General features: G+C 64.3%; 22 protein-coding genes and 1 tRNA gene. 15 read left to right on the top strand and 8 right to left on the bottom strand.

Going from position 1 to position 24,460, the window contains the following annotated elements:
- Positions 1–92: 92 nt before the first annotated feature.
- The 12 genes from OPU71_RS05560 to OPU71_RS05505 all read left to right on the top strand — a co-directional run bounded on the left by OPU71_RS05560 (position 93) and on the right by OPU71_RS05505 (position 14,772).
- Complete coding sequence (locus tag OPU71_RS05560; protein WP_267725978.1) at positions 93–320, top strand: hypothetical protein; 228 nt, start codon at positions 93–95, stop codon at positions 318–320.
- Between the two features lie 145 nt (positions 321–465).
- Positions 466–2,307, top strand: a complete 1,842-nt coding sequence (locus OPU71_RS05555; protein ID WP_267725976.1) for an amidohydrolase — start codon at positions 466–468, stop codon at positions 2,305–2,307.
- Positions 2,308–2,882: 575 nt separating this feature from the next.
- Complete coding sequence (locus OPU71_RS05550) at positions 2,883–3,656, top strand: DUF2092 domain-containing protein (protein WP_267725973.1); 774 nt, start codon at positions 2,883–2,885, stop codon at positions 3,654–3,656.
- A gap of 20 nt (positions 3,657–3,676) precedes the next feature.
- On the top strand, positions 3,677–4,171 hold the full coding sequence (locus OPU71_RS05545; RefSeq protein ID WP_267725970.1) for a hypothetical protein: 495 nt from the start codon (positions 3,677–3,679) through the stop codon (positions 4,169–4,171).
- Between the two features lie 44 nt (positions 4,172–4,215).
- A complete protein-coding gene (locus tag OPU71_RS05540; protein WP_267725967.1) occupies positions 4,216–4,611 on the top strand; it encodes a hypothetical protein in 396 nt (131 codons plus the stop codon).
- A gap of 23 nt (positions 4,612–4,634) precedes the next feature.
- The gene (locus tag OPU71_RS05535) at positions 4,635–5,483 is read left to right on the top strand and encodes a transporter (RefSeq protein WP_267725965.1); all 849 of its coding nucleotides are present in this window, start codon (positions 4,635–4,637) and stop codon (positions 5,481–5,483) included.
- Positions 5,484–5,504: 21 nt separating this feature from the next.
- Positions 5,505–6,926, top strand: coding sequence for a DUF2252 domain-containing protein (locus OPU71_RS05530; protein WP_267725963.1), 1,422 nt, complete (start codon positions 5,505–5,507; stop codon positions 6,924–6,926).
- Between the two features lie 395 nt (positions 6,927–7,321).
- Positions 7,322–8,620: an anaerobic sulfatase maturase gene (locus OPU71_RS05525; RefSeq protein WP_267725961.1), complete on the top strand. Its 1,299-nt coding sequence runs from the start codon at positions 7,322–7,324 to the stop codon at positions 8,618–8,620.
- Between the two features lie 209 nt (positions 8,621–8,829).
- Positions 8,830–10,626 carry an arylsulfatase gene (locus tag OPU71_RS05520; protein WP_267725958.1) on the top strand — a complete coding sequence of 599 codons (1,797 nt, stop codon included), beginning with the start codon at positions 8,830–8,832 and terminating at the stop codon, positions 10,624–10,626.
- 46 nt (positions 10,627–10,672) lie between these two features.
- Complete coding sequence (locus OPU71_RS05515) at positions 10,673–11,674, top strand: transporter (protein WP_267725956.1); 1,002 nt, start codon at positions 10,673–10,675, stop codon at positions 11,672–11,674.
- A gap of 620 nt (positions 11,675–12,294) precedes the next feature.
- A complete protein-coding gene (locus tag OPU71_RS05510; protein WP_267725954.1) occupies positions 12,295–13,500 on the top strand; it encodes a hypothetical protein in 1,206 nt (401 codons plus the stop codon).
- Positions 13,501–13,734: 234 nt separating this feature from the next.
- On the top strand, positions 13,735–14,772 hold the full coding sequence (locus OPU71_RS05505; protein ID WP_267725952.1) for an AraC family transcriptional regulator: 1,038 nt from the start codon (positions 13,735–13,737) through the stop codon (positions 14,770–14,772).
- 44 nt (positions 14,773–14,816) lie between these two features.
- Here the strand turns inward: OPU71_RS05505 and OPU71_RS05500 are convergent, their stop codons facing one another.
- Entirely contained in the window at positions 14,817–15,578 is a 762-nt protein-coding gene (locus tag OPU71_RS05500; RefSeq protein ID WP_267725950.1) for a lysophospholipid acyltransferase family protein, read from the bottom strand.
- A 213-nt stretch (positions 15,579–15,791) separates the two neighbouring features.
- Positions 15,792–16,550 carry a GNAT family N-acetyltransferase gene (locus tag OPU71_RS05495; RefSeq protein ID WP_267725947.1) on the bottom strand — a complete coding sequence of 253 codons (759 nt, stop codon included), beginning with the start codon at positions 16,548–16,550 and terminating at the stop codon, positions 15,792–15,794.
- A gap of 109 nt (positions 16,551–16,659) precedes the next feature.
- On the opposite strand from OPU71_RS05495, the gene OPU71_RS05490 reads away from it, so the two are divergent.
- The gene (locus OPU71_RS05490) at positions 16,660–17,142 is read left to right on the top strand and encodes an aminoacyl-tRNA deacylase (RefSeq protein ID WP_267725945.1); all 483 of its coding nucleotides are present in this window, start codon (positions 16,660–16,662) and stop codon (positions 17,140–17,142) included.
- 159 nt (positions 17,143–17,301) lie between these two features.
- Here OPU71_RS05490 and gluQRS read toward each other — a convergent pair whose 3' ends face one another.
- Positions 17,302–18,198 (bottom strand): tRNA glutamyl-Q(34) synthetase GluQRS, encoded by an 897-nt coding sequence (gene gluQRS / locus OPU71_RS05485; protein WP_420712362.1) that lies wholly within the window; start codon positions 18,196–18,198, stop codon positions 17,302–17,304.
- 95 nt (positions 18,199–18,293) lie between these two features.
- Here gluQRS and OPU71_RS05480 point away from each other — a divergent pair, with 95 nt between their 5' ends.
- Both OPU71_RS05480 and OPU71_RS05475 read left to right on the top strand, forming a co-directional pair.
- Positions 18,294–20,177: a sensor domain-containing diguanylate cyclase gene (locus tag OPU71_RS05480; protein ID WP_267725941.1), complete on the top strand. Its 1,884-nt coding sequence runs from the start codon at positions 18,294–18,296 to the stop codon at positions 20,175–20,177.
- A 110-nt stretch (positions 20,178–20,287) separates the two neighbouring features.
- On the top strand, positions 20,288–20,647 hold the full coding sequence (locus OPU71_RS05475) for a hypothetical protein (RefSeq protein ID WP_267725939.1): 360 nt from the start codon (positions 20,288–20,290) through the stop codon (positions 20,645–20,647).
- Between the two features lie 140 nt (positions 20,648–20,787).
- Here the strand turns inward: OPU71_RS05475 and ychF are convergent, their stop codons facing one another.
- The 5 genes from ychF to OPU71_RS05450 all read right to left on the bottom strand — a co-directional run bounded on the left by ychF (position 20,788) and on the right by OPU71_RS05450 (position 24,456).
- The gene (ychF, locus tag OPU71_RS05470) at positions 20,788–21,879 is read right to left on the bottom strand and encodes a redox-regulated ATPase YchF (protein WP_267725937.1); all 1,092 of its coding nucleotides are present in this window, start codon (positions 21,877–21,879) and stop codon (positions 20,788–20,790) included.
- A 97-nt stretch (positions 21,880–21,976) separates the two neighbouring features.
- Positions 21,977–22,570 carry an aminoacyl-tRNA hydrolase gene (pth, locus tag OPU71_RS05465; protein ID WP_267725935.1) on the bottom strand — a complete coding sequence of 198 codons (594 nt, stop codon included), beginning with the start codon at positions 22,568–22,570 and terminating at the stop codon, positions 21,977–21,979.
- 44 nt (positions 22,571–22,614) lie between these two features.
- Positions 22,615–23,211 carry a 50S ribosomal protein L25/general stress protein Ctc gene (locus OPU71_RS05460; RefSeq protein ID WP_267725933.1) on the bottom strand — a complete coding sequence of 199 codons (597 nt, stop codon included), beginning with the start codon at positions 23,209–23,211 and terminating at the stop codon, positions 22,615–22,617.
- Between the two features lie 87 nt (positions 23,212–23,298).
- Complete coding sequence (locus OPU71_RS05455; RefSeq protein WP_267725931.1) at positions 23,299–24,252, bottom strand: ribose-phosphate pyrophosphokinase; 954 nt, start codon at positions 24,250–24,252, stop codon at positions 23,299–23,301.
- 127 nt (positions 24,253–24,379) lie between these two features.
- Positions 24,380–24,456: transfer RNA gene (locus OPU71_RS05450), tRNA-Gln, on the bottom strand.
- Positions 24,457–24,460 lie beyond the last annotated feature (4 nt).

Raw genomic sequence — 24,460 nt, 5'->3', positions numbered from 1 at the left:
GCGATGCGCCGTCGCAGCCACTTATTCAGGCCTTCCCTAAGATGGCGATCCGGGCGCGCCCCTTGCGCCGATTTCTGCATTGAGAGCCACCCATGAGAAACGTGCGACTGCTCTGCCTGCTGGTCGGCCTTTCCGCCTGTGCGACACAGCCGCCGATGCCACGCCCTGGATCGGACCAGGACGCGCATGGATGCCGCGGCTCGGCCGGCTATGCCTGGTGCGCACGAGAAGCGGCGTGTGTGCGCCCTTGGGAGCTTGCCAAGGAAAAGACGCTGGAACCCGGCGCACCGGCATTCGAAGACTATTGCCGGGCGCCGTAGCGCGACCGCAGACGGCCTTCACAGGCCGCGCTTCGCTCGAAGGCCAAAGCGAAGAAAGCGATTGAAGGATTCCGGCCTCCAAACCAGAATGGCCGCCGAACCCTTGCCTCTTCTTGTTCAATCCAGCCCCGAACCGGAGATCACCATGATGAACAACCGTCGCTCCATTCTTGCTGGCGTCTCCGTGAGCGTGCTGGCGCTCGCCCTGTCGCCGGCAGGCCAGGCCGCGCAAGCCGTGGCCGATGCCATCTACGCCGGTGGCAAGATCGTCACCGTCAACGATCTTCAGCCTGAAGCCGAAGCAGTGGCGATCAAGGGCGGCAAGATTCTTGCCGTGGGTTATCGCAACGATGTCATGAAGTTCAAAGGGGCAAAGACAAAGCTGATCGACCTGCAGGGCAAGGCGATGCTGCCGGGCTTCATCGACCCGCACGGCCATGTGTTCAACACCGGCATCCAGGCGATTTCGGCCAATCTTCTGCCTGCGCCGGACGGCAGCGTGAACGACATCGCGGCGCTGCAGGCCACGCTGAAGGCCTGGGCGGCACAGAACGAGACGATCACCGGAAAGTACGGCTGGATCGTGGGCTTCGGCTACGACGATGCGCAGCTCAAGGAGCAACGTCACCCCACGCGGGATGACCTCGACCAGGTCTCCACGCGCTTGCCGGTCGTGATCGTTCACCAATCGGGCCACCTGGGGGTGATGAACAGCAAGGCGCTGCAGATGCTGGGGCTGACCGCGGCGAGCAAGAACCCGCCCGGTGGCAACATCCGGCGCAAGGAAGGCGGGCAGGAACCGAACGGCGTGCTTGAAGAGAACGCCTTCTTCGGCCCCTTATTCGGTTTGATGAGCAAGCTCGGGCCGGATGCCAACAAGGCGCTGTTTGCCGCGGGCGTGAATCTCTACAAACGTTTCGGCTACACCACCGCGCAGGAAGGCAAGGCCTCGCTCGGGTCGGCCGCCACCATGGAAGCGGTGGCCAGGAGCGGCAAGCTGGATATCGACGTGGTCGCCTACCCGGACATTACGGTGGGCGCCGAGGCGATGAAAGCGCCGTGGTTGTCACGCAGCTACACGCAGCACTTCCGCATTGGTGGCATCAAGCTCACGCTCGATGGCTCACCGCAGGGCAAGACGGCATGGCTGAGCAAACCCTACTACAAGGCTCCGGATGGCCAGAAGCCGGACTACCACGGCTACCCAGCCTTCACCGACGAACAGGTGCATGGCTTTGTCGATCAGGCCTTCCAGAAGGGCTGGCAGGTGCTGGCGCATGTGAATGGCGATGCAGCAATCGACCAGTTCATCGCCGCGGTGCGTGCGGCGGAAGCCAAGCACGGCAAGTCCGATCGCCGGCCGGTGGCGATCCACGCACAGACCGCGCGGGAAGACCAGGTTCAGGCCTTCCGTGACCTGGGCATCTTCCCTTCATTCTTCCCGATGCACACCTACTACTGGGGCGACTGGCACCGCGACTCGGTGCTGGGCGCCGAGCGCGCGGTCAATATTTCGCCCTTGGGCTGGGCGATGCAGCGCAACATGATCTTCACCTCGCACCACGACGCGCCGGTGGCCATGCCCGACCCGATGCGCGTCATGCATGCCACGGTCAATCGCGTCACCCGCAGTGGTCAGGTGCTCGGGCCGGAGCACCGTGTCTCGCCCTGGGTGGCGCTCAAGACCCATACGCTCTGGTCGGCCTGGCAGCATTTTGAAGAGCAGCGCAAAGGCTCGATCGAGGTCGGCAAACTGGCCGACTTCGTGGTGCTCGACCGCAGCCCGCTTGATGGCGACCCGATGACGATCGACACGATCAAGGTCATCGAAACCATCAAGGAAGGCAAGACCGTGTTCCGCCGTGCCGCCGGCGAGAAAGCGGCAATCGGCCTGCCCAGCTGCGCCGAATCCGAACCCTGCATCAAGGCGGCAACCTTCGCTCTGAACAATGCCGGCGTGATTGACATCCACCGCCACGACCACTGAGCCACGTACCGGGATCGGGGCGCTGCCCCGGTGCCGGTAACGACCCGGCGCACGCATGGACTGGCGGCCCGCATCGCCAGCGCAAAGCGCCGGCCACGGCAGACCCTGACCGCCTTGGCGCTCAGCTCGGCGCGGGCGGCGTAGCAGGCCTGCACGGCCGCCCCTCACCGACCGCGCTCGACCACCCTTCTGCCTGCCACCCCCGGACAGGGCTTTTCAGGATTCCGCTGAAGCGGCGCCCGCCACAGCCGGGCAGCGGCGCAGGAAACGCTGCATGCCGATTGCCGAGCAAGGCGCAAAAGGCCGCCGCTACGTCCGGCAGGCAATGTTTGCGTCGTATCAAGCAGAGGCGAGATCACCACCAAGGGTGTCGCAAAATGTAGAAGGGGGCATTCTCGCCAGTGCCATGATGGGTTGGCTATTTCCAGCACTTCGCCGTGGTGGTCGGGCCACGCTGTCGAGCCTCCCTTTTGCCACAGCTCATTGGGCGCGCATGCATGCGACGCCATGATGCCTGTCGGCGCCGGACGCTTCCTTGATGCCCGCCACACTTGACTGACGGGAGATCAATCAGCATGAGCACATTCTCTGCCTTGCATCGCGGGGCAACACTCCGGGCCTGGCTTGCGGCACCGCTGCTGGCCGTGGCGATCCACAGCCCGCTGGCGCAAGCCGATGGCGTCAGCCCCGACGCAGCGAAGCTGCTGCGCGCGGCAACCGACTTCCTCGCCAAGCAGCAAGCCTTCTCGATCGAAACCCGCAACTCGCTCGAAGTAGTGCTGCGCTCGGGTCAGAAGATCCAGTTCGATCACACCGGCAAGCAACTCATCCAGCGCCCGAACAAGCTGCGGGTCGAACGCGGCGGCGATCTGGTGCATCAGGTGTTCTACTACGACGGCAAGACGCTGACGCTGGAGAACCCCGCCGACAAGGTCTACGCCACCGTGGCGGTGCCGCCCACACTCGATGGCATGCTCGACTACGCGCGCAGCCAGCTCGACGTGATCGCCCCGGCCGGCGATCTGCTCTACACCAACGCCTACGACATCCTGCTCAGCGAGGTCACCACCGGCTTCGTGGTTGGCAAGGGCTATGTCGAGGGCGTGCGCTGTGACCACCTGGCCTTCAGCGCGCCGCATGTCGATACCCAGATCTGGATCCAGGAAGGCAAGGAACCGCTGGTTCGCAAGCTGGTGCTGACGACCAAGGATGTGGTCAACGCCCCGCAGTTCTCGGTGGTGGCGACCAAGTGGAACCTCAAGCCGACGGTCAGCGACAAGGCCTTCACCTACAAACCTTCTGCCCAGGCCAGGAAGGTCGAGTTCCTGCCGCCTGGCGCGGCGCAGTGACCGACGTTGAGGAGCCCTTCATGATCCATCGAATCGCTTCGCTTCGCCCGCTCGCACTGGTGCTGGCGGGCACTGCACTCTGGCTCGCCGGCGGCGAAGGGGGCGGGCTTCTGTCTGCCGTACAGCCCCGCTCGGCCTCCGCCGTGGTGGGTGCGCCGGCGACCCCCTGGTCGGTCGCCGGGGTGGCCCGGCGCACGGCAGTGCGCACAACGGCGGCCGCCTCGACGGCGGCCAGCGCCAACGCACAGCAACAGCAAACCGCAGAACAACAGAAGGCGGTGGCCGAACAGCAAGCTGCGACGGCCAAGCAGCAGGCGGCAACTGCCGAGCAACAGGCGGCCGTCGCGAAACAACAAGCGGCTGCAAGCACGCCGCCCGCCAAGGGCGCGGTGGTGCCGGCGCTGCCCAGCGGCTGTGTCTCGGCACCGAAGGACGGTATCGAGTACTACAAGTGCGGCAACGTCTATTACCGAGCCGCCTTTCAGGGCAACAACCTGGTGTACGTCGTCCAGTAGCCCGGTTTGTGCAGCACAGCCGCGTCATCGTAAGGAGGTCGGATATGCGCGTAAATGTCTTGTTTTGCAGATACCTGGCAGGCAGCGTTCTGGCGCTGCTGGCGGGCGTCTCGGCCGCAGTTGACCCCGGTGTCGGTGTCGGCGCACCAGGGCCCGGCGTGAGGCGCGGCGTGGGTGTTGGCGCACCGGGGGTGGGAGTCACACCCGGCGTTGGTGTGGGCGCGCCCGGTGTGGGGGTAAGCCCCGGCGCCGGTGTCGGCGCACCCGGGGTCGGTGTCGTCGACCCAGGCATCAATCAGCCCGGCGCGGCTGGCAACGTGGGTGTCGGTGCGCCCGGCGTCGGAGTCGGCGCGCCCGGTATCGGCGTGGTCGACCCCGGCATCAATCAGCCCGGCGTAGCCGGCAACGTGGGTGGCGTGGCGCGCCGCTCGGTTCGGTAGTGCGTCGGTCGGCGGCTCGGGCGTTGCTGATTAATGAATCGCAAACGGGGAAGACAAGGATGAAACTCAGCTCTGGACGGATGTTTCTACTGTTGGCCAGCGCCTCGGCACTGGCTCAGCCCGCGTGGGCGCAGGAGGACGAGGCCGCTGAACTGGCCAAGAAACTGTCGAACCCGGTTGCATCGCTGATCAGCGTGCCGCTGCAGTACAACCATGACGAGTACGGCGGGGCGAACGATGGCGCCACGGCCAGCAAACTCATCGCCCAGCCCGTCGTGCCGTTCGCCTTGAACGAAGACTGGAACCTGATCACGCGGACCCTCATCACGTTTGTGGATCAGAAAGACTTTCCGGTGGCGGCAGCGAATGAGTCCGGGATTTCGGACATCACAACGAGCCTCTTCTTCTCGCCGAAATCTCCGAGCGCAAACGGCCTGATCTGGGGTGTGGGGCCGGTTCTCTTGTTGCCCACGGCCAGCCAGGAAGTGCTCGGCACAGAAAAATGGGGCGTCGGGCCAACCGGCGTGGCCCTGAAGCAAACCGGCCCATGGACAGTCGGCATGCTGGTGGGCCACATCTGGTCAGTCGCGGGCAACGACGAGCGCCACGACGTCAACACCTCCACGCTGCAACCATTCTTCAGCTACACCACCGCGTCGCACACAACCATCGGCGCATACACGGAATCGGCCTACGATTGGAAGGGGAAGCAGTGGCAGGTTCCCTTGATCGTTCAGGCAGGTCAAATGTTGAAGATCGGGCCGCAGATTCTCCAGCTTGCCGTCGCAGCCAAGTACTGGGCCGACGCACCGGATAACGGCCCGACTGGATGGGGGCTCAGAGCCCAGCTGACCTTCCTGTTTCCCAAGTAGCGCCAAGCAGGAGATCCAACGATGTCCAAGCGCGCAACGAACAAGATCACAGGCGGCGCAGCAGGACGAGAGTCTTCCTACCTCTCGCCCGACGAGCGTCGAGCCAAGGGCAAGGCGCTGCGCGAAGCCGTGCCGCGCGAATCACAAGCAGGGTGGAAGCGGCCGAAAGCCCGTCAAGACCCGGTTGCCATCGTGAGCGCAGCGAATGTGGGGCGCCTGACCGAACTCGTGCCGATCCGGTTCGGCCGCATGGCGGCGTCAGCATTTGCCTTTTATCGCGGCTCCGCCGCGCTGATGGCGGCTGACCTGGCAACGACACCGAGCAGCGGAATCCGGGTCCAGGCATGCGGTGATGCGCACCTGATGAATTTCGGCGGCTTCGCCACGCCCGAGCGCAACATCATCTTCGACATCAACGACCTCGACGAGACGCTCCCGGCGCCGTTCGAGTGGGACCTGAAACGCCTTGCGGCAAGCGTTGTGATCGCCGCCCAGCATCTTCGCCTGCCCGACAGCGAAGCGGCCCGCGCCGCGACCGACGTGGCGCGCGAGTACCGCGAACGCATTGCCAACTATGCGTCGATGCGCGCGCTGGAAGTCTGGTACGACCGGATCGACCTGGCCGGATACGAAGACCGCGCCGCAGACCCTGCGCTGCAGAAGGAAATCCGCAAGCGGACTGCCGAGCGGATCGCCGAGGCACAGCGCAAGGCCGCCCCCGAGTTCCTGTATCCGAAGCTGGTCTCGGAACATGGGCTAAGGCCCACGATCAAGGACGAGCCGCCACTGATCTTCCATCCGACCGCGGAGCAGGCGCCCGGACTCGTCACCGGCGCCAAAGCGGTGATCGCAGCCTATCGCGAGAGCTTGCCCGAGCATATTCGGACCCTCTTCGATCGGTATCACTTCTTCGACTACGCGGTGAAAGTCGTGGGCGTCGGCAGCGTCGGTACCGTGTGCGGCGTGTGCCTGTTCATGGCGGCAGACCACGACCCCTTGTTCCTGCAGGTCAAGGAGGCCCGCGCGTCGGTGCTCGAACCGTATGCGGGCAAGAGCCTGCATGCCAACCACGGGCAGCGTGTCGTGGCCGGTCAGCGCCTTATGCAGACGGCAAGCGACATCTTCCTCGGCTGGACGCGAACTCAAGACGGACGCGACGTCTACGTTCGCCAGTTGCGCGACGTGAAGGTCACTGCCGTCATCGAAGACTGCGATGCAGGGCTGCTGCGGCACTACGGCCGTCTGTGCGCGCATGCATTGGCCCGAGCGCACGCGCGCTCAGGCGACGCCGCGATGATGGCTGGCTACATGGGCTCCGGGCGCAGCTTCGACGACGCCATCGGTGAATTTGCAGTCGAGTACGCCGATCAGAACGCGAGCGACTTCAGGGCTTTCACCCGAGCCATCCGCGAAGGCCGCATCGAAGCGCAAAGCGAGATCTGAATGCCTGGCCACACCACTGCACTGCCAGCGAAAGCGCCCCGCACAGCTTGGTCCGCGGGGGGCTTTGAACGCCCGCGCATCGGCCAGCCAAGGATGCAGCGCCGATCGCTGCCGCCGCCAGGCAGACCTGTGATGACCGAGCGCGTAACTGGCCGCAGCGAGGTTACGTGCATGCGCTCCGCGCCATCACAACCGCCGGCCGGCCCTCATCAATGTAGCCGCCACCTCAGCGGGTGCTGCGCAAGCACTGTTTCAGCGCGTTTTGCAGACTGGATTGGTTGCGTGAAGACGCCAGAAAGCAACGCCCAACTCGATCGCGCGCGCTGTCCGAAACTCACCGGGCAGCCAGGCCGAAGCCGGATCGTTGAAGCCGCCCTCCAGGGAGCAAGTCACCCATGACGCAAAGGCAGACTCAAGCGATTGTGATGATGAAGGCCCGCCCCGAGCAGGCCCCGCGGCCAGCCGGCGCGGGGTATCGCTTTCATGCGATGGTCAAGCCGATCGGTTCGCTGTGCAATCTCGACTGCCCTTACTGCTACTACCTGCACAAGGAGACCTTGCTCGGCCAGCCAAAGCAGCCGCGCATGGTGGACCAACTGCTCGAAGAACACATTCGTCAGTACATCGAGGCACAGACGGGCGAAGAAGTCGTCTTCAGCTGGCAGGGGGGCGAGCCAACGATTCTCGGGCTCGAATTCTTCCGCAAGGTGGTGGCCCTGCAGGCACGCTACAAGAAGCCGGGCCAGCGCATCGAAAACGATCTGCAGACCAACGGCACCCTGCTCGACGCCGATTGGGCGGCCTTCCTGCGGCAGCACGGATTTCTCGTCGGCCTGAGCTGCGACGGCCCCAAGGCCCTGCACGACCGCTATCGCTTCACGAAAGGCGGCGCATCGACGCACGACAAGGTGGTCGCTGCCGCGAAGTTGTTGCAGCAACACGGCGTGCCGTTTGTCGCGATGTGCGTGGTCAATCGCGAGAATGCAAAGCAGCCACTGGAGGTCTACCGCTTCCTGACCCGCGAGCTCGGCGCGAAACGTGTGCAGTTCATGTCATGCGTCGAACCGCAAGGCTTCGACAGCGTGGCGCCACAGCACTGGGACCGGGACCGCTTGCCGGTGGTCGGCACCCCACGCGCCAGCCCCGGCGCCGAAGATTCGATCGTCACCGACTGGTCGGTCGCGGCGGAAGACTGGGGCAGCTTCCTGAGCGCAGTCTGGGACGACTGGTACGCACACGATTACGGCAAGGTGCATATCGACCTTTTCGAGAACGTGGTGGCGCAGTCGCTCGGCATGCCTGCACAGCGCTGCGTCACCGCCGAGTTCTGCGGCAAGGCGCTGGCGGTCGAACACAACGGCGACGTCTTCTCGTGTGACCACTATGTCTATCCCGAGTACCGGCTGGGCAACATCGCCGACACCCATTGGGGTGACATGGCCTACTCGGCACCGCAGCAGAAGTTTGGCTTCGCCAAGCGCGACACCCTGCCGGAGTACTGCCGGCAGTGCAGCTACCTCAAGCTGTGCTGGGGCGAATGCCCCAAGAACCGGCTGGTGCGAACGCCCTCAGGCGAGCCGGGCTTGAACTACCTCTGCCCGGGCTTGAAGCACTTCTATGCGCATATCCAGCGCGATATGCCGAAGATCCTTCAACAAGTCTCGGCGAGCCTGCGCCGATCACGAGGAGGTTGAAAGAAGAAGCTCGTACTGGCGCCCCTCGACTGGCCTCTTCCCCGCATCGCTTGGGCGAGCGGAAAGAAGCGGCTGACACAAGGTCGATTGCTGGCGTGTTTTCTTGATCTTGCCCAAGCACTTGAATGCCCGCCAGCGCTGAAATGGTTTCGCGCGGGAAGTTGCCGCAGCTCCCAAGCGGCGGGCTGTATAACTTGATTGGAGAGCATATGAAAAGAGCATCCATGACCGTGATCGCCGCAACCATTGCGGCGTTGTTTGCTGCCCCGGCGCCCGCCCAGGCGCAGGCCCAGGCGCAAACCAAGCGGCCCAACATTGTGATTATTCTCGGTGACGACCTGGGCTATGCCGACATGGGGTCGTTCGGCAGCGAGATCAAAACCCCTAACCTCGACGCCCTCGCCAACGATGGCGTGCGCTTCACCAACTTCTACACGCATGCGACCAGCTCGCCCACGCGCTCCATGCTGCTCACCGGCGTTGATACGCACCGGAACGGCATGGGCAACATGGATGAGTTTACGGCGCCGAATCAGCGCGGCGTGCCCGGCTACGAGGGCTACCTGAACGATCAGGTCGTCACGCTGCCGCAACTGCTCAAAGCCGCCGGCTATCACACCTACATGGCCGGCAAGTGGCATCTGGGCAAGGCGCCCAACCTGATCCCCGCGGCGCGGGGCTTCGAGCGCGACTTCACGCTGCTTGACGGTGCCGGCAGCTACTGGGACATGACCAACTTCACGGCCGCCTCACCCAAGTCGGTCTTCACCGAAGATGGCCGCTACCTCAAAGAGCTGCCGAAAGACTACTACGCAACGAAGACCTACACGGACAAGCTCATCAGCTTCATCGATGCGAACCACGGTGATGGCAAACCCTTCTTTGCGTATGTGTCTCACCAGGCCCCGCATGACCCCTTGCACCTGCCGCCGGAGTGGCGCAACCGCCATGTGGGCGAGTACGACAAGGGTTGGGATGCGGTACGGCAGGAGCGCCTGAAGCGTCAGATCGAGCTGGGCATCATGCCGGCGGGAACGAAGCTTGCCGAACGCATGTGGTTCTTGCCGGACCCGATCGTGCTCGCGCCGGCAGCCCGAGCGATCATGGGCAAGAAGATGGAGCTCTACGCCGGCATGGTCGAGAACCTCGACCACCATGTTGGCCGCTTGATCAACCACCTCAAGGAAATCGGCGAATACGAGAACACGATCTTCCTGGTCTTCGGTGACAACGGCGCCGAGGGGACCGATCTGCTCAAGATGATTGCGGGCTCACCCGGATCACGCGACTTCCTTTTCGCGGCCATCAACTGGTCGCAGACCGACCCGAACGCATGGGGCGAGCCCGGCTCCTATCCCTCCTACGGCCCCATGTGGGCGCAGGTATCGATGACCCCGTTCAGCCAGTACAAGGGCTGGATGGCCGAAGGTGGCGTGCGCAATGGCCTGATCGTCAGCGGCCCGCTGGTCAAACGCCAGAAGGGCAGCATCAACCATGGCGTGATGCATGTGGCGGACATCGTGCCGACCATGCTGGAGGTTGCTGGCACCACCTATCCGGAGAGCAAGGACGGGAAGAAGCTGCCGCCGCTGATCGGCAAGTCCTGGGGGCCGGTACTGGCCGGCAAGGCGGATTCGCCGCGCACCGACACCGACTACCTGGCCTGGGAAGTCTTCGGCAACCATGCGGTGCGACAAGGCGAATGGAAGATCCGCTGGCAATACAAACCCTTCGGCACCGAGAGCTGGGAGCTGTTCAACCTGGCGAACGACCCGTCCGAGCGCAAGAACCTGGCGGCCGAACGCCCCGACAAGGTGAAGGCGATGGTGGCGCTATGGGATCAGTATGCGCGGGACAATAACGTGATCCTGCCCAGCCGCTCGATGTTTGAAACGATGGAAGACACGATGCCGCCGCGTGTGCCCGATGACGAGGGCTACCCGCCACTGATCTACAAGAAGCAGTTTGTCCCGCCTGCGGATATGACCGCGGACCCGAAGCCCTAAGCGCTATGGCCACGAACAACCCATCATTCAGGAAAGACGGACTGTCATGAAAAACGATGCAATGCAGAAATGGCGCTCTGCCGGGCTGCGGTTAGCCGCCGCAGCGATTCTTGCCGTCGGTGTATTCGGCGCGCAGCAGGCTTCTGCTCAAGTGCCCGGTCGGTTCTATTGGAAAACACTGTCGGACGCCAGCGCGGTGCCCTTGATCGTTGAATCGATCAGCGGCAATACCAATCCGTTCGACCCTTCCCATCTGGTCACCCCCGGCGGCAGCTTCGACGCCACCATGGCGCTGGGCGGCTACGCCCAGACCTTCACGCTGATGGATCGGTCAGCGATGGCTGCGGTGATCCTGCCAATGGGGCGCCTCAAGGGCGAAGCCCGGACAATCAGCGGCACGAGCATTCAACAATCGTCCGCCGGGTTCGGCGATCCGATGCTGGAGTTCAACATCAACCTCATCGGGCCGCAGGCGCAGAAGAACATTCCGGACGTGATTCGCTACCAGCCGGGCTTTTCGCTGGATTTGCTGGCCGACCTCGCAATCCCGATCGGCAAGTACAACAGCGAGCAGGCCTTGAACCTTGGCCAGAATCGTTGGTACGGCCGGATCGGTGCGCCGATGATCGTGCAGATTGGCCCATGGGTGCCGGGGCGGCGTACGACGCTGGAGTTCCTGCCTGCCGTGTGGCTATTTGGCGAGAACAGCGATTTCGTCGGGCAAACACTCAAGACCGACCCGCTGTTCCAGATCGACGCCCACCTGACGCGTGACTTCACCGAGCATCTGTGGGGCGCGATCGACAGCTCGTGGTACTCGGGCGGTGCGGCCACCATTGACGGTAACTCGGGGAGCAGCCGCAACGACCTCGCGTTCGGCCTGACCCTCGGCTACACGATCAACGAAAACCTGAATCTGACCGTCGGCTACAAGTCGACCGTCAACGACAGCGCACCGGGCGACATGCACATGGACAACTTCATGATCACGCTGGTCTCCGGCTGGCACCCGCTGATCGAGGGGTCGCGCAGGCTGCGGTCAGAGTAGCAAGCGCCCCAGCGCACCGCTTTTGATCACAACCGCCCCGGCGTCAATCCGCGCCGGGGCGGTTGCATCAGGCAAGCGTGTTGTCGCCGGCAGCCAGGCCAAGTCAGCGCGCTGCGCTGGTGACACGCGTGCCCGTGAAGCCCGCCTTCGGGGGCCGAAAAGTCGCCGGGCACAATGTGACACGCCAATGCGCGCCCCGCCCCGTCTGGCTGCTTGTGGCTTGAGGCGGGCGCGCCGATGCCGTTGCATTGCTCATCGACGCGCGCCAGCCGAGTGCCGTGCGTTCGGTGATCGTTTTCACGGTCGTGCCAGCGCTCCGGTTCACCGTCGATCACTGACGCGGACAAGGGCAGCCCACGCTTGACCGTAAGCCCGTTGGCGGGTGGCCTCACGGTGCGCGGCGCGATGCCCCGCCAGTTCGAAGGCGGCATCGCCGGCAGCCGATACGACGCCCGGTTCGCGCTCACCGACGGCTCCGGCGCGCGCGGCTCAAGGCCCGCGTCGGCGTTTGCGCCATGGATATCTCCGTGCCCCGCACTGAATCGCGCCACTCAGGGCCTGGCGCGGCCCCTGAAACTGGCACTGCATTTTTGAACCGCTTACCCAGAATGGAACATCGTGTGACCCGGATTTCAGAGCAATTCATCTTCTGCGCAGCCGTTGCGTTTGTCTGCGTGGGCAGCCCGGTCCGCGCCGAGGCGCCAGCGCCCTCGGAAGCTGCTGTGCCGCCACTTGCGATGACACCGGCCTCCCCCGCCGCGAAGGAAGACGCCTCGCCCTTCATCGACCCGGCAGATGGGCAACTCGACGTCAGCCGTTTTCTCGCAACACCTCGGCGTTTTCTCCCCGTTCCTATGGTGGTGACCGAGCCCGCGGTCGGCTACGGCGGCGGCATGATCGCCGCGTTTTTCCGGCCCCGTGCGGACGCTGGCGAAGAAGGCTGGGCACGCCCCGACATCTCCGCGATCGGCGCAATCGCAACACAAAACGGCACCCGCGCGGCGTTCGCGGGCGATGTCAGCCGCTGGCTCGATGGTCGCGTGAAAACGCTGGTCGGCGCCGGCGCCGGACAGGTCAATCTCGACTTCTACGGCCTTGATCCGCGTTCAGCCGACAACGCAGTGCGTTACACGTTGAAGTTCGCCGGCGGCGTGGCGCAGGCGAACTGGCAGGTCGCCCCCAAGTCGCCTTGGGCGATCGGGCTGCGCTATGTGTATGCCGACGTCGAGCCGCAGCTTCGCGATGCCCCCGTGGCGCCGGGGCTCGCCGACCGCATCCAGGTCAAAGTCTCGGGGCCCACCGCGATCCTCGAATTCGATACCCGCGACAACATCTTCACGCCAACGCGCGGGGCCTATTCGGAATCCTCGTGGTTCGCATCGCGCAAGGGACTGGGGGCAAGCGAAGACTTCGATCAATTCCAGCAGGTCCTGATGGGCTGGCTGCCGGCCGACGACAAGGTCACGCTCGGGGCGCGCTTTAACTATGCATGGACCTCCTCCGACACCCCGTTCTTCTTGCGGCCCTTCGTCATGCTGCGCGGCGTACCGGCGATGAGCGTACAGGGCGATCAGATGGCATCGCTGGAAGCCGAAGCACGCTGGCAGTTCTACGGGCGCTGGAGCCTGATCGGATTCGGCGGCGCGGGCGCAACGCGAACAAGCCTTGCCGCCACCAGCACGGCGAAGAACGTCACGAGCGGCGGCGTCGGCTTTCGCTACGAACTTGCGCGGAAGTTCGGCCTGCACGTCGGCGCCGATCTGGCGTACAGCGGTGACGACCCGGCGATCTACCTGCAAGTGGGTAGCGCCTGGCTGCGGCCCTAAACTGGCAAACGGCTGCGGCGCCGCAGAAGAACTGTCATTGACGGTGCGCAGCGGGCTCGCGGGGCAGATCAACCGGCGCTTGGGTTTGATTCGACGATATCATTAGCGCCCCGCGAAAGCCGCGCCGTGCAGGCACGACCTGCCCGCCTGCACCCCGCAACCGCGCGCGGCCCCACAAGAACAGTGGCATAGATCGGCCGTCGTCCAGCCGCCAATTCAACACGAGCAATCGCGATGACACCCGCTCCACGACTCCCCGCCCTTGTGCCGACGGGCTTCGCACGCGTCGGCATCCTGAGCCGAGCCCCGGAACTACTCATCGAACTCGGCTGCTCGCCGCAGCCCATTCTGGATGCCGTCGGCGTCAGCGAAGCGTTTCTCGCCTGCCCGGATAACCTCATCAACTTCCAGACCGCCGGGTCGCTGCTCGCGCGCTGTGCGCTGGCCACCGGCGACGACTTTGGCGTGCGGCTTGGCGCAAGAGCCAACACCACCACCCTGGGCCTGCTCGGTTCGCTGCTGCTCACCGCACCCAATGTGGGCGAAGCGCTGCGTCTGCTGATTCAGCATCTGCACATGCACAGCCAGACGGCGGTTGCAGCGCTTGACGAGATGTCGGACACCGTTTCCTTGAGCTACGGCATCCACCATCTGCCCGAGACGGGTTCAGAGCAGGTGTATGGCGGGGGCATGGGGATTGCGCTGGGCATCATGCGATCGCTCTGCGGCGCGCAGTGGCGGCCTGCGGCGGTGCATTTTCCCTTCCGCGCCCCTGCCAGCCTCGGCACCTTTCGGCAGATCTTCGGCTGTTCGCTCCTCTTCGATGCGGATCTTTGCGCAATGAGTTTTCCGGTCGCCTTGCTCGCGCAGCCGATCCAGAAGAGCGCCTTCAATGTTGCCAAGCACTTTCACCTGCTGCGCACGATCGCGGAGTTCCAGCGCCATCACCCGGAAGCCGTCACGCCGCGCGTGCAACGCACGGTGCACCAGTTGTTGCTCGAAAGCCGGCTCTCGGAAGAAAGCCTCGCCGAGAAGCTGCATCTTCACAGGCGAACCTTGAACCGCATGCTGGCGCGCGAAGGCACCAGCTTCCGCGAGCTGGCGCGCGAGGCACGTTTCAATGTCGCCAAGCAACGCCTGAAAGACAGCAGCGCAACGATCGAGCAGATCGCCCTGACCCTCGGCTTCACCTCATCCAGCAGCTTCGGCCGCGCTTTTCAGCAATGGGCCGGCACCAGCCCGACGGTATTCCGCCAGCAACACGGCACCTGAGCGGCGCACGAGCGCCTGTCGCCCATGAAGCGCTGCGCGCGGATTCAGACCGGTGCTGACTGCGGGGCCTGATGCGGGACGCCCAGGCTGGTCGCGATTTCGTGCTTGGCGTGTGCAGCAAGGTGCTGGCGTTCTGCCTGCGAGTCGATCGCGGCAAGCGCGGTGACTTCGGCGACCAGGCCCTCTGCCAGGGCGACAGCGCGAATGCACTGCCACAGTGAAACATCACCGTCGTAGGCAGGGGCGGGGCTGATGGCGTGCAGTGGGTCGCGATAGCGCAGCGCCACCGGCAGCACCGGCACGCCCGCATCCACCGCCGACTGCAACAAGGCGGGGCGGAACGGCAGCATGTGGGTGCCGTTGGTGGTGGTGCCTTCAGGGAATACGACGATCGCATCACCCGCCTGCAGGTGCGCCACCATGGATTCAGCCGTGCGACGCGCGGCGGCGCGATTGCCGCGCTGGATGAAGATTGTGTCAACGTTGCTCACCAGTCCGCCGATCAGGGGCCAGTCCTTGACGTCGTCCTTGCAGACAAAGGTGCAGGGCCGGATGGCGTTGATCACGAAGATGTCCAGCACCGAAATGTGATTGGCCACCACCAGCGCGCCACCGTCGAAGACCGTGCCGCGTGCATCCAGCGCAACGCCAAGTTTTCCAAGCAACTGCCGCGACCAGCGTTTCTTCACTTCAAGCCGCTTCTGCACGCTCCAGCGACGGAAGAAGAAAGCCCCCAAGGCACAGCCGTAGAGCAGGTGGATCAGGGTCAGCAATAGGCGCCATGCGGCGCGGATCTGTTTGAACAAGGCGGTATCGGATCGGCGAGGCTGAGAGTTGGCCGGGGCTGTGCACCGCCGGCCAGGCGCGCCGCCCAAGCAGACAGTGTCGGACAGCAAGGGCCGATTGTAACGCGCGAGCCCGGCCGCCTTGCCAGTGCCAAGTGTGCCAATCGCTTGGCGCTGGCGCGCCCGGCACGGGCAAGGCGGCCCGTGCATCAGCGCCCCGGCGCCGGGGCGTGATTACTCGCCGCGCCCGCCGATGAAGTGCCGTGCGTAGCGGGCGTCGGTTTGCCCCATTGGCAGCAGGATCAGCAAATCGGCGGTGTTGAAATCCGGATCCCATGCGGGCTCGCCACACACCATGGCGCCGGCGCGTATGTAGCCCTTGATCAGCGGTGGCATCTCGGCCTTCTGGCCATTGCGCAGCGCTTCGAGCGGCAGGCGCACCCGCGGAAACCCGCGCCATTCGGCCGGCGCCTGGTGGGCCTCGAGCTGATCGTAGATCGCCGCCGCGGCATGGCCGCCGTCGGCCATGCTGATGCTCGCGCAGCCCATCAGATACTCGTAGCCGTTTTCCTGCATGAAGCGTGCGAGGCCCGACCACAGCAGTGCGATCACCGCGCCGCTGCGGTAGTCCGGGTCGATGCAGGAGCGGCCGATCTCGACCAGGCGATCGCGGATCAGGTGAAAGCGGGTCAGGTCGAATTCGGTTTCGGAGTAGTAGCTGCCAACCCGGCGCGCCGCCGTTGGCGTGAGAATCCGGTAGGTGCCGACGATGCGCCCGGCGGCCTCATCGCGCACGATCAGGTGATGGCAGAAGGGATCGAAATGGTCGCGATCCACGCCGTGCTCACGGCTGTTGAGGCGGGCGCCCATCTCGTCGGCAAACACGCGCCAGCGCAGCTTCTGCGCCTCGCGGATTTCGGTTTCGCAGCTCGCCAGCCGCACTTGCAGATCACGCGCACGGGCCCGCTCGGGCCTCGATTCGATTTGCAGCATTCTTCTCACCTTGTCTTCTCTGTTTTGTCGGCGAGACTCTAGAATCCGGGCGTGACCCAAACATGACAGCCGGGTTACCTCCGTGTGACAGCGTATTTCTGGAAAGCCCGTGAGCCCGAAGATCCCCTCTACCCCCGCCAACCGCTTGCTCAAGAGCCGCGGCATCGCCTTCACCGAACACTGTTACAGCTACGTCGATCATGGCGGCACGCGCGTGTCGTCGGCTGCGCTCGGCGTGCCCGAACACAGCGTGGTGAAAACGTTGGTGCTGCAGGACGAGCGCGCGCAACCACTGATCATGCTGATGCATGGTGACCGCGAGGTTTCGACGAAGAACCTCGCGCGCGCGATCGGCGTGAAAAGTGTTGAGCCCTGCAAGCCCGAAGTCGCCGAGCGCCATTCGGGCTACCGCGTCGGCGGCACCTCGCCCTTCGGCACGCGCAAGGCGATGCCGGTGTATGTGGAGCGCACGGTGCTCGATCTGGAAAAGCTCTACATCAACGGCGGCAGCCGCGGGTATCTGGTCGGCATTACGCCGGCAGACCTGGTGGCACTGGTGGCACCCACCGCGGTCGACGCAGCCACCGGCTAAGGAAGGTCTGAATAGGTGAGCGAGAGGGATGCAGCGCAAGGCGCGGCGCGCGCAGCGACCAAGACGTATCAAAGGGATAGGCGCGGGAGCGAGCACGCCGCAACGCAGCGATGCGCCGTCGCAGCCACCTATTCAGGCCTTCCCTAATTGGCGCCGGGCTCAGACCCCGGGCGGGGCCGATGCCGCACGGGCGGCAGGCAGGCGATCGCGTCGCCAAGCCCCGCGCGCCCAATCGAGCAGCTCAGGCACCGGAGCGCCGCGCAGCGCGGCAGGCGGCGCATGCCCGAGAAACTCAAGCGCCAGGCCCAGCGCATCAGACGGCGCCAAGGCCGCCACCGCCCGCGCCAGCGTCTGCTTCGATAGTTTCTCACCCGCCGCATTGCAGGCCACCGGCAAGTGCAGATAGCGCGGTTCGGGGTAGCCCAGCAAGCGCTGCAGAAAGATCTGGCGCGGCGTCGAATCAAGCAGGTCGGCCCCGCGCACGATGTCGGTCACCCCTTGTTCGGCATCGTCAACAACCACGGCCAGTTGGTAAGCCCAGACGCCGTCGGCCCGCAGCAGCACGAAGTCACCCACCTCGCGCTCGATGTCCTCGCACTGGCGCCCCTGCAGCGCGTCGTCGAAGCAGATCAATCCGGCGTGCGTGCGCACCCGCTGCGCGCAGCCCCCTTCAGCCACGTAGGGCGCATTGCGGCAGGTGCCGGCGTAGCGCAAGCCGCCATCGCGGGCGCGGCGCTGACTGGCCGCCGTAATCTGCTTGCGCGAGCAATGGCAGGGGTAGATCAGCCCTTCGGCCCGCAGGGCTTCGAGCGCAGCACGGTAGCGCCCGGTACGCTGGCTTTGCCAGAGCACCTCGCCATCCCAGTGCAGTCCGAAGGATTCAAGGTCTGACAGGATCGCCTGGTCGGCGCCGGGCACGATGCGCGGCGTATCCACATCCTCGATCCTCACCAGCCACCGCCCGCCGGCGGCGCGCGCATCCAGCCAGCTGCCCAGTGCGGCAACCAGCGATCCGAAGTGAAGCAAACCAGTGGGCGATGGTGCAAATCGGCCCACGGGTGTGAATGCCGACGCAGTCGGGTACGAAGCAGTCATTTTCGCTAAGGGCAGCAAACGGCATACTTTGGCGTCCGACTGTACCACCGCCACGAATGCCTACCGCCCCCACCCCTGTCGATATGCCACTGGATCAGCGGCTGCTGGTCGAGCAGGTTGCGCTGCTCGGCGAAAGCTCACGCGTGACCAGCGTGGCAGGCGGCGTAGCGGTGGTGGTGATGGCTGCCACCCTGTGGAGCTTTACCGCCAGCCCACTGGTTGGCGTGTGGGCAGGGCTGATGATGCTGCTGGTGCTCTCGCACGTTGCCTTCCATCGCACGATGTGCGCGCCGGATCTCACCGTTGCCCGCGCCGAATGGCTGGAACAGCTTTACCACGTGCGCAACGTGCTGACAGGGCTCGGCTGGGGAATCACGGTGTTCTTCGTGCTGCGCCCCGGCGGGCTCGTCCAGATCGGCACCGTGGTGCTGATCGTGATGACGGTCGCACTGGCCAGCACCGGCACCCAGGCCGCCAACCGGATGAGCTTCTTCACCATCGTGCTGCCCAGCCTGGGGCCGCCGATTGCGCTGCTGCTGATCCAGCCGCCGGAAACCGTGCCGCTTGCCGGTGGCGGCGTACTCGGCTATTTGCTGCTGCTGTTCGGCCTGCATCGGGCCTTTAACCGAACCCTGTTGCGCACACTGCAACGCCGGCTCGAAAGCGAAGCGCTCGCGCGCGAGCAGCAGGTGATCTTCGATACCGCGGCAGAGGCGATCGTGCTGGTGAAGGGGCCGCACATCCTCAAGTGCAACCGGCGCTTTCTGCAGTTGATGGGCTGCAGCGAGGCCGACGTGGTCGGCAGCCCGATGTGGGTCTGGCACCAGAATGCCGACGACTGGCAGCGCCACAGCGAAGCCGCCCTCACCGCGATGCACGACGGGCGCGCCTACACGTACGTAGCGCCCCTGCGCCGGCGCGACGGCAGCACCTTCCAAGCCGAGATGATCGGAATGCCGGTCTCGCCCGAGCGGCCCGAGGCGGGCATGGTCTGGATGGGCTCTGACATCACCGTTCGCCTGGAAACCGAACGTGCGCTGCGCACCAGCGAAGAGCGCTTCCGGCGCTTGGTCTCGATGTCGTCGGATCTCTACTGGGAGCAGGATGCCGAGTTACGCTTCACGCATCTCTCCGGTGCCGGCATGGATCGCATTGGCAACGCTTTGCACGACTGCATGGGCAAACGGCGCTGGGAGGTGGCGAAGATCGAGGGCGTGCTGCCAGAACAATGGCAACAGCACAAGTCGCAACTTGCCGCGCATGAAGCCTTCCGCGACTTCGTCTTTTACGTCTCGCGCGCCGATGGCACCCGGATCTGGTTTTCCACCAGTGGCAACCCGATTTTCAATGAGAACGGCGAGTTCGCCGGATACCACGGCATCGCCAGCGACATCAGCGAGCGCATGCGCAATGCCGAGCGTTACCGACACCTCGCCTACCACGACCCACTGACCGGCCTGCCCAACCGGCGGCTGCTGTCAGACCGGCTCGAACAAGCCATTGCTCAAGCCAAACGACGCGAGACCCAGGTCGGGCTCATGCTGCTCGATCTGGACGACTTCAAGATCATCAACGACTCCGATGGCCATGCCGTCGGTGACGCAGTGCTTGCAACCATCGCGCACCGACTGCGTCTGGCCGTGCGCGACGCCGATACCGTCGCCCGCGTCGGCGGCGATGAATTCGTCGTGCTGCTGCCCGAGGTAGAGGGCCCGCAAGCGGCCGAAGCCGTGGCCACGAAAGTGCTCGAGGCGGTGCGGGAGCCGGTGACCTCTGATCAGCGCGACTACCTGCTGGGAGTCTCGATCGGGATCGCCCTCTATCCGAATCACGCCGCCACCGGCGAGCAACTCATGCAGCGCGCGGATGCCGCAATGTATCGCGCCAAAACCCTTGGCGGCCGCAGCGCGGTATTCGCAAGCATTACGAACAAGGGCTGACCAGGCCCGCGCAAGCCGCTCGGCACGTCTACGGCGCACGCCCCCAGCGATCCGCCGGCGCAGCAGGGCCGAAACCGGCTACCCTCACGATTTCGCTTCCAGGAACTGCCATGCCCCAACTGCCCAGCGGCCGCCGGATCGGCCTGTCTGCCGATCGCGTTTTCGAGCGCGTACTCGCCTCTGACCCCGACACCATCGCGCAGATCCAGGCCGATGTGCAGGATCCCAACGACCTGCTCCCCTGGGTCGATCTGGTCGAATTCATCCCACAAGTGGGCGCCAAGGAGCCGGGCGTGGAGACCGCAACCGGGCTCGTCGCCGCCGACGTCGGCACCGAACGCTGTGACTGGCCGCAAGCGGACCAGGACGCGCTCAACAAATGGCTGGGCGCCTCGCAAGCACAGGAGTGGCTGGAAGATCGCTTCGACGAACTCGAGGCCGCTCTCGAAGAGCAGGACGACCCGGCCTGAGCGCCAATGCAGCGGCGCCCCAGCAGCAACGCGGAAGCCAACGCACCGGGGCGATCCGGCCCGACCGGGTGACCCATCCAATGAAAAAGCCCCGCCGGCAACGCGCCGCGCGGGGCTCTTGGCTGAAAGCGCCGAAACGATCAGACGTTGAACAAGAAGTTGAGCACGTCACCATCCTTGACGATGTACTCCTTGCCTTCCGAACGCATCTTGCCTGCCTCCTTCGCGCCCGCCTCGCCCTTGTAGGCGATGAAATCTTCAAAGGCTATCGTCTGGGCGCGAATGAAGCCGCGCTCGAAGTCGGTATGGATCACACCGGCAGCCTGCGGTGCGGTGTCGCCCTTGTGGATCGTCCAGGCGCGCACTTCCTTCACACCTGCTGTGAAGTAGGTCTGCAGACCCAGCAGATCGTAGCCGGCACGGATCAGGCGGTTGAGGCCCGGCTCGTCGTAGCCGAGGTCAGCGAGGAATGCCATCTTGTCCTCGTCTTCCAGCTCAGCCAGTTCCTGCTCGATCTTCGCGCACAGTGCGACGACGGGCGCGCCTTCCTTTGCCGCATGCTCGCGCAGGCGGTCGAGGTAGGGGTTATTCTCGGCGCCGTCTTCGAGCACGTTGCCGACGTACATCGCCGGCTTGATCGTCATCAGGCAGAGCGGCTTGAGCAAGAACTTGTCGTCGTCAGACAAATCGAGCGTGCGCACCGGCTTGCCTTCGTTCAGATGTGGCAACACCTGCTCAAGCACCGCAACCAGCTTGCGGGCATCCTTGTCGCCAGCCTTGGCCTTGTTGGTATCGCGCTTGAGCGTGCGTTCGACCACAGCCAGATCGGCCAGCGCCAGTTCGGTAACGATGGTCTCGATATCGGCGATCGGGTCGACGCGGCCGTTCACGTGCACCACGTTCTCGTCGTCAAAGCAGCGCACGACGTTCACGATCGCGTCGGTTTCGCGGATGTTTGCGAGGAACTGGTTGCCCAGGCCCTCGCCCTTCGATGCACCAGCAACCAGACCCGCGATGTCGACGAACTCGACGATCGCCGGCTGGATCTTCTGCGGCTTGACGATTTCGGAAAGCTGCGCGAGGCGCGGGTCAGGCACTTCGACGATGCCGACGTTCGGCTCGATCGTGCAGAACGGGTAGTTTTCGGCCGCGATGCCCGCCTTGGTCAGCGCATTGAACAGCGTGGACTTACCGACGTTGGGCAAACCAACAATGCCGCATTTCAGACTCATGGTGATGGCTCTTTCAAAAAGCTAACCGCGGATCACGCGGATGAAGGCGCAGATTTCGCCGATGCATTCGCTTTGAACACATCCGCGAAATCCGCGGCTAAACAGGTTTGGGTTTCGGCTTTGAATTGATCGCCTGCGTCGCGCGTTCCCACTCGCCGGCCAGCATCTTCGGCCACGCATCCAGCGCACGACCAATCGACTCATCGATCAGCGTCTGTTCGTCGCGCGAAGGGCGATGCAGCACGAAGTTGGCCACCTGGTTACGGTCGCCCGGATGGCCGATGCCGATCCGCAGACGCCAGAAATCGGGTGTTCCCAGATGGGCCTGGATGTCCTTGAGGCCGTTGTGGCCGCCATTGCCGCCACCGCACTTGAGCTTGAGCTGACCAGGCAGGATGTCGAGCTCATCATGGGCAACGAGGATCTCGTTCGGCTGGATTCGGTAGAAACGCGCCAGGGCACCCACCGATTGGCCGGAGCGATTCATGTAGGTCTGCGGCAGCAAGATCCACACGCCCGCGGCACGGGCATTACCCGCGACACCGTGGAAGCGCGACTCGTGCGAGAGCGAAACACCCAGCTCGCGCGCGAGCTGCTCACAAAACCAAAACCCGGCGTTGTGCCGGGTTTCGACGTACTCGGGCCCCGGATTCCCAAGGCCAACGATCAGCTTTGGCGCGACTTGCGTCATGCGTGTCCGATCTGTGGCCTCGGTGTTCCGGTGCGGGCTCAGGCTCAGGCCTGGGCTTCGCCTTCGGCAGCAGCTTCGCCGCCCTTGGTCTTCATGATGGTTGCAACGACCGGGTCACCGTGCGTCACAGCCTTCACGCCTTGCGGCAGCTTGAGCGCCGAAACGTGGATCGAGGCGCCCGAAGCCAGATCCTTGAGGTCGACTTCGATGAAGGTCGGCAGATCGCCCGGCAGGCACTCGACATCCACTTCGTTCATCACGTGCGACACGATGCCGCCTTCGAGCTTGACGCCCGGCGCGATGTCGGCATTAACGAAGTGCAGCGGCACCTTGGTGTGCATCTTGTGGGTGGCGTCCACACGCTGGAAGTCAACGTGCAGGATCTGCTGGCGGTAAGCGTGCCACTGGGTGTCACGCAGCACGGCCGTTTCCTTGGTGCCATCGACGTCGATGGTCAGCACGGATGCGTGGAAGGCTTCTTTGCGCATGGCGTGGAACAGATCGTTGTGATCCATCGTGACCTGAACCGGGGCCTTGTCGCCACCGTAGATGATGCCCACTGCTTTGCCAGCACGACGCAGGCGGCGGCTCGCACCCGTACCTTGTTCGACGCGCTTTTCAGCTTTGATGATGAATTGCATGGTGTTGCTCCAATTGACCCGCCCGCGACCAGGCGGGGTTCTGATGAAAACAGGGGCGCGGTCACCGCACCCCTGTCTGAAAACCGATTACTCGTCGGTGAAGAGAGAGCTCACCGACTGCTGGTTGTTGATACGCATGATCGTGTCGGCAAGCAGGGAGCCGATCGAGATCTGGCGGATCCGGCTGCAGCCACGCGCATCTTCACGCAGCGGGATGGTGTCGGTCACGACCAGCTCGTCAAGATCCGACTCCGAGATCCGGCTCACCGCAGCGCCCGACAGAACCGGGTGCGTGATGTAGGCGAGAACCTTTTTCGCACCGTTCTCCTTGAGCGCCTGGGCCGCCTTGCACAGCGTGCCGGCGGTATCGACGATGTCATCGACGATCACACAGGTGCGGCCCTTCACGTCACCGATGATGTTCATCACTTCGGAAACGTTGGCCTTCGGGCGCCGCTTGTCGATGATCGCCAGATCGCACTCAAGCTTTTTGGCGTAGGCGCGTGCCCGCACCACACCACCCACGTCCGGCGACACCACCATCAGATCGTCGCCGCGGTGGCGTGCGAGGTCATCCAGCAGCACCGGCGTCGAGTAGATGTTGTCGACCGGGATATCGAAGAAACCCTGGATCTGGTCGGCATGCAGATCGACCGTCAGCACGCGCTGAACGCCCGAGGCCTGCAGCATGTTGGCGATGACCTTCGCGGTGATCGGCACGCGCGCACTGCGCGGGCGGCGATCCTGGCGGGCATAGCCGAAGTACGGAATGGCGGCGGTGATGCGACCGGCCGATGCGCGCTTGAGCGCGTCGGTCATCACCAGCAGTTCCATCAGGTTGTCGTTGGTCGGGTAGCAAGTCGATTGCAGCATGAAGACGTCTTTGCCTCGGACGTTTTCGAGCAGTTCGACATTCACTTCGCCATCGGAAAAACGCCCGACGGTTGCCGCACCGATCGACATACCCAGACGCTTGACCACATCAGACGCCAATTTAGGATTGGCGTTACCCGTAAAGACCATCAGGCTGCCGAAAGCCATGATCGACCCCTATTTGTTGGAGAAATCAGTATCCGCTGCGCCCCGCGCGCAACGGATCAACCGCTCTCCGCCGATTCAGAAAATCGACGAAAAAACAGCGGGCAGGCCTAAGCCTGCCCGCTGTGTCTGGCTGGGGAAGAAGGATTCGAACCTTCGAATGCCGGAATCAAAATCCGGTGCCTTGACCAACTTGGCGACTCCCCAAGAA

This window comes from Niveibacterium sp. 24ML, from assembly GCF_026586805.1.
In the GTDB taxonomy this organism is placed as follows: Bacteria; Pseudomonadota; Gammaproteobacteria; order Burkholderiales; family Rhodocyclaceae; genus Niveibacterium.
The sequence above is the reverse complement of the archived record's forward strand: the minus strand, read 5'-3'. Positions and strand labels throughout refer to the sequence as shown.

Coding starts and splice junctions, on each gene's coding strand:
- OPU71_RS05560 (WP_267725978.1), top strand. CDS start 93: ATGAGAAACGTGCGACTGCTCTGCCTGCTGGTCGGCCTTTCCGCCTGT.
- OPU71_RS05555 (WP_267725976.1), top strand. CDS start 466: ATGATGAACAACCGTCGCTCCATTCTTGCTGGCGTCTCCGTGAGCGTG.
- OPU71_RS05550 (WP_267725973.1), top strand. CDS start 2,883: ATGAGCACATTCTCTGCCTTGCATCGCGGGGCAACACTCCGGGCCTGG.
- OPU71_RS05545 (WP_267725970.1), top strand. CDS start 3,677: ATGATCCATCGAATCGCTTCGCTTCGCCCGCTCGCACTGGTGCTGGCG.
- OPU71_RS05540 (WP_267725967.1), top strand. CDS start 4,216: ATGCGCGTAAATGTCTTGTTTTGCAGATACCTGGCAGGCAGCGTTCTG.
- OPU71_RS05530 (WP_267725963.1), top strand. CDS start 5,505: ATGTCCAAGCGCGCAACGAACAAGATCACAGGCGGCGCAGCAGGACGA.
- OPU71_RS05525 (WP_267725961.1), top strand. CDS start 7,322: ATGACGCAAAGGCAGACTCAAGCGATTGTGATGATGAAGGCCCGCCCC.
- OPU71_RS05520 (WP_267725958.1), top strand. CDS start 8,830: ATGAAAAGAGCATCCATGACCGTGATCGCCGCAACCATTGCGGCGTTG.
- OPU71_RS05515 (WP_267725956.1), top strand. CDS start 10,673: ATGAAAAACGATGCAATGCAGAAATGGCGCTCTGCCGGGCTGCGGTTA.
- OPU71_RS05505 (WP_267725952.1), top strand. CDS start 13,735: ATGACACCCGCTCCACGACTCCCCGCCCTTGTGCCGACGGGCTTCGCA.
- OPU71_RS05495 (WP_267725947.1), bottom strand. CDS start 16,550: ATGCTGCAAATCGAATCGAGGCCCGAGCGGGCCCGTGCGCGTGATCTG.
- OPU71_RS05480 (WP_267725941.1), top strand. CDS start 18,294: ATGCCTACCGCCCCCACCCCTGTCGATATGCCACTGGATCAGCGGCTG.
- OPU71_RS05475 (WP_267725939.1), top strand. CDS start 20,288: ATGCCCCAACTGCCCAGCGGCCGCCGGATCGGCCTGTCTGCCGATCGC.
- ychF (WP_267725937.1), bottom strand. CDS start 21,879: ATGAGTCTGAAATGCGGCATTGTTGGTTTGCCCAACGTCGGTAAGTCC.
- pth (WP_267725935.1), bottom strand. CDS start 22,570: ATGACGCAAGTCGCGCCAAAGCTGATCGTTGGCCTTGGGAATCCGGGG.
- OPU71_RS05460 (WP_267725933.1), bottom strand. CDS start 23,211: ATGCAATTCATCATCAAAGCTGAAAAGCGCGTCGAACAAGGTACGGGT.
- OPU71_RS05455 (WP_267725931.1), bottom strand. CDS start 24,252: ATGGCTTTCGGCAGCCTGATGGTCTTTACGGGTAACGCCAATCCTAAA.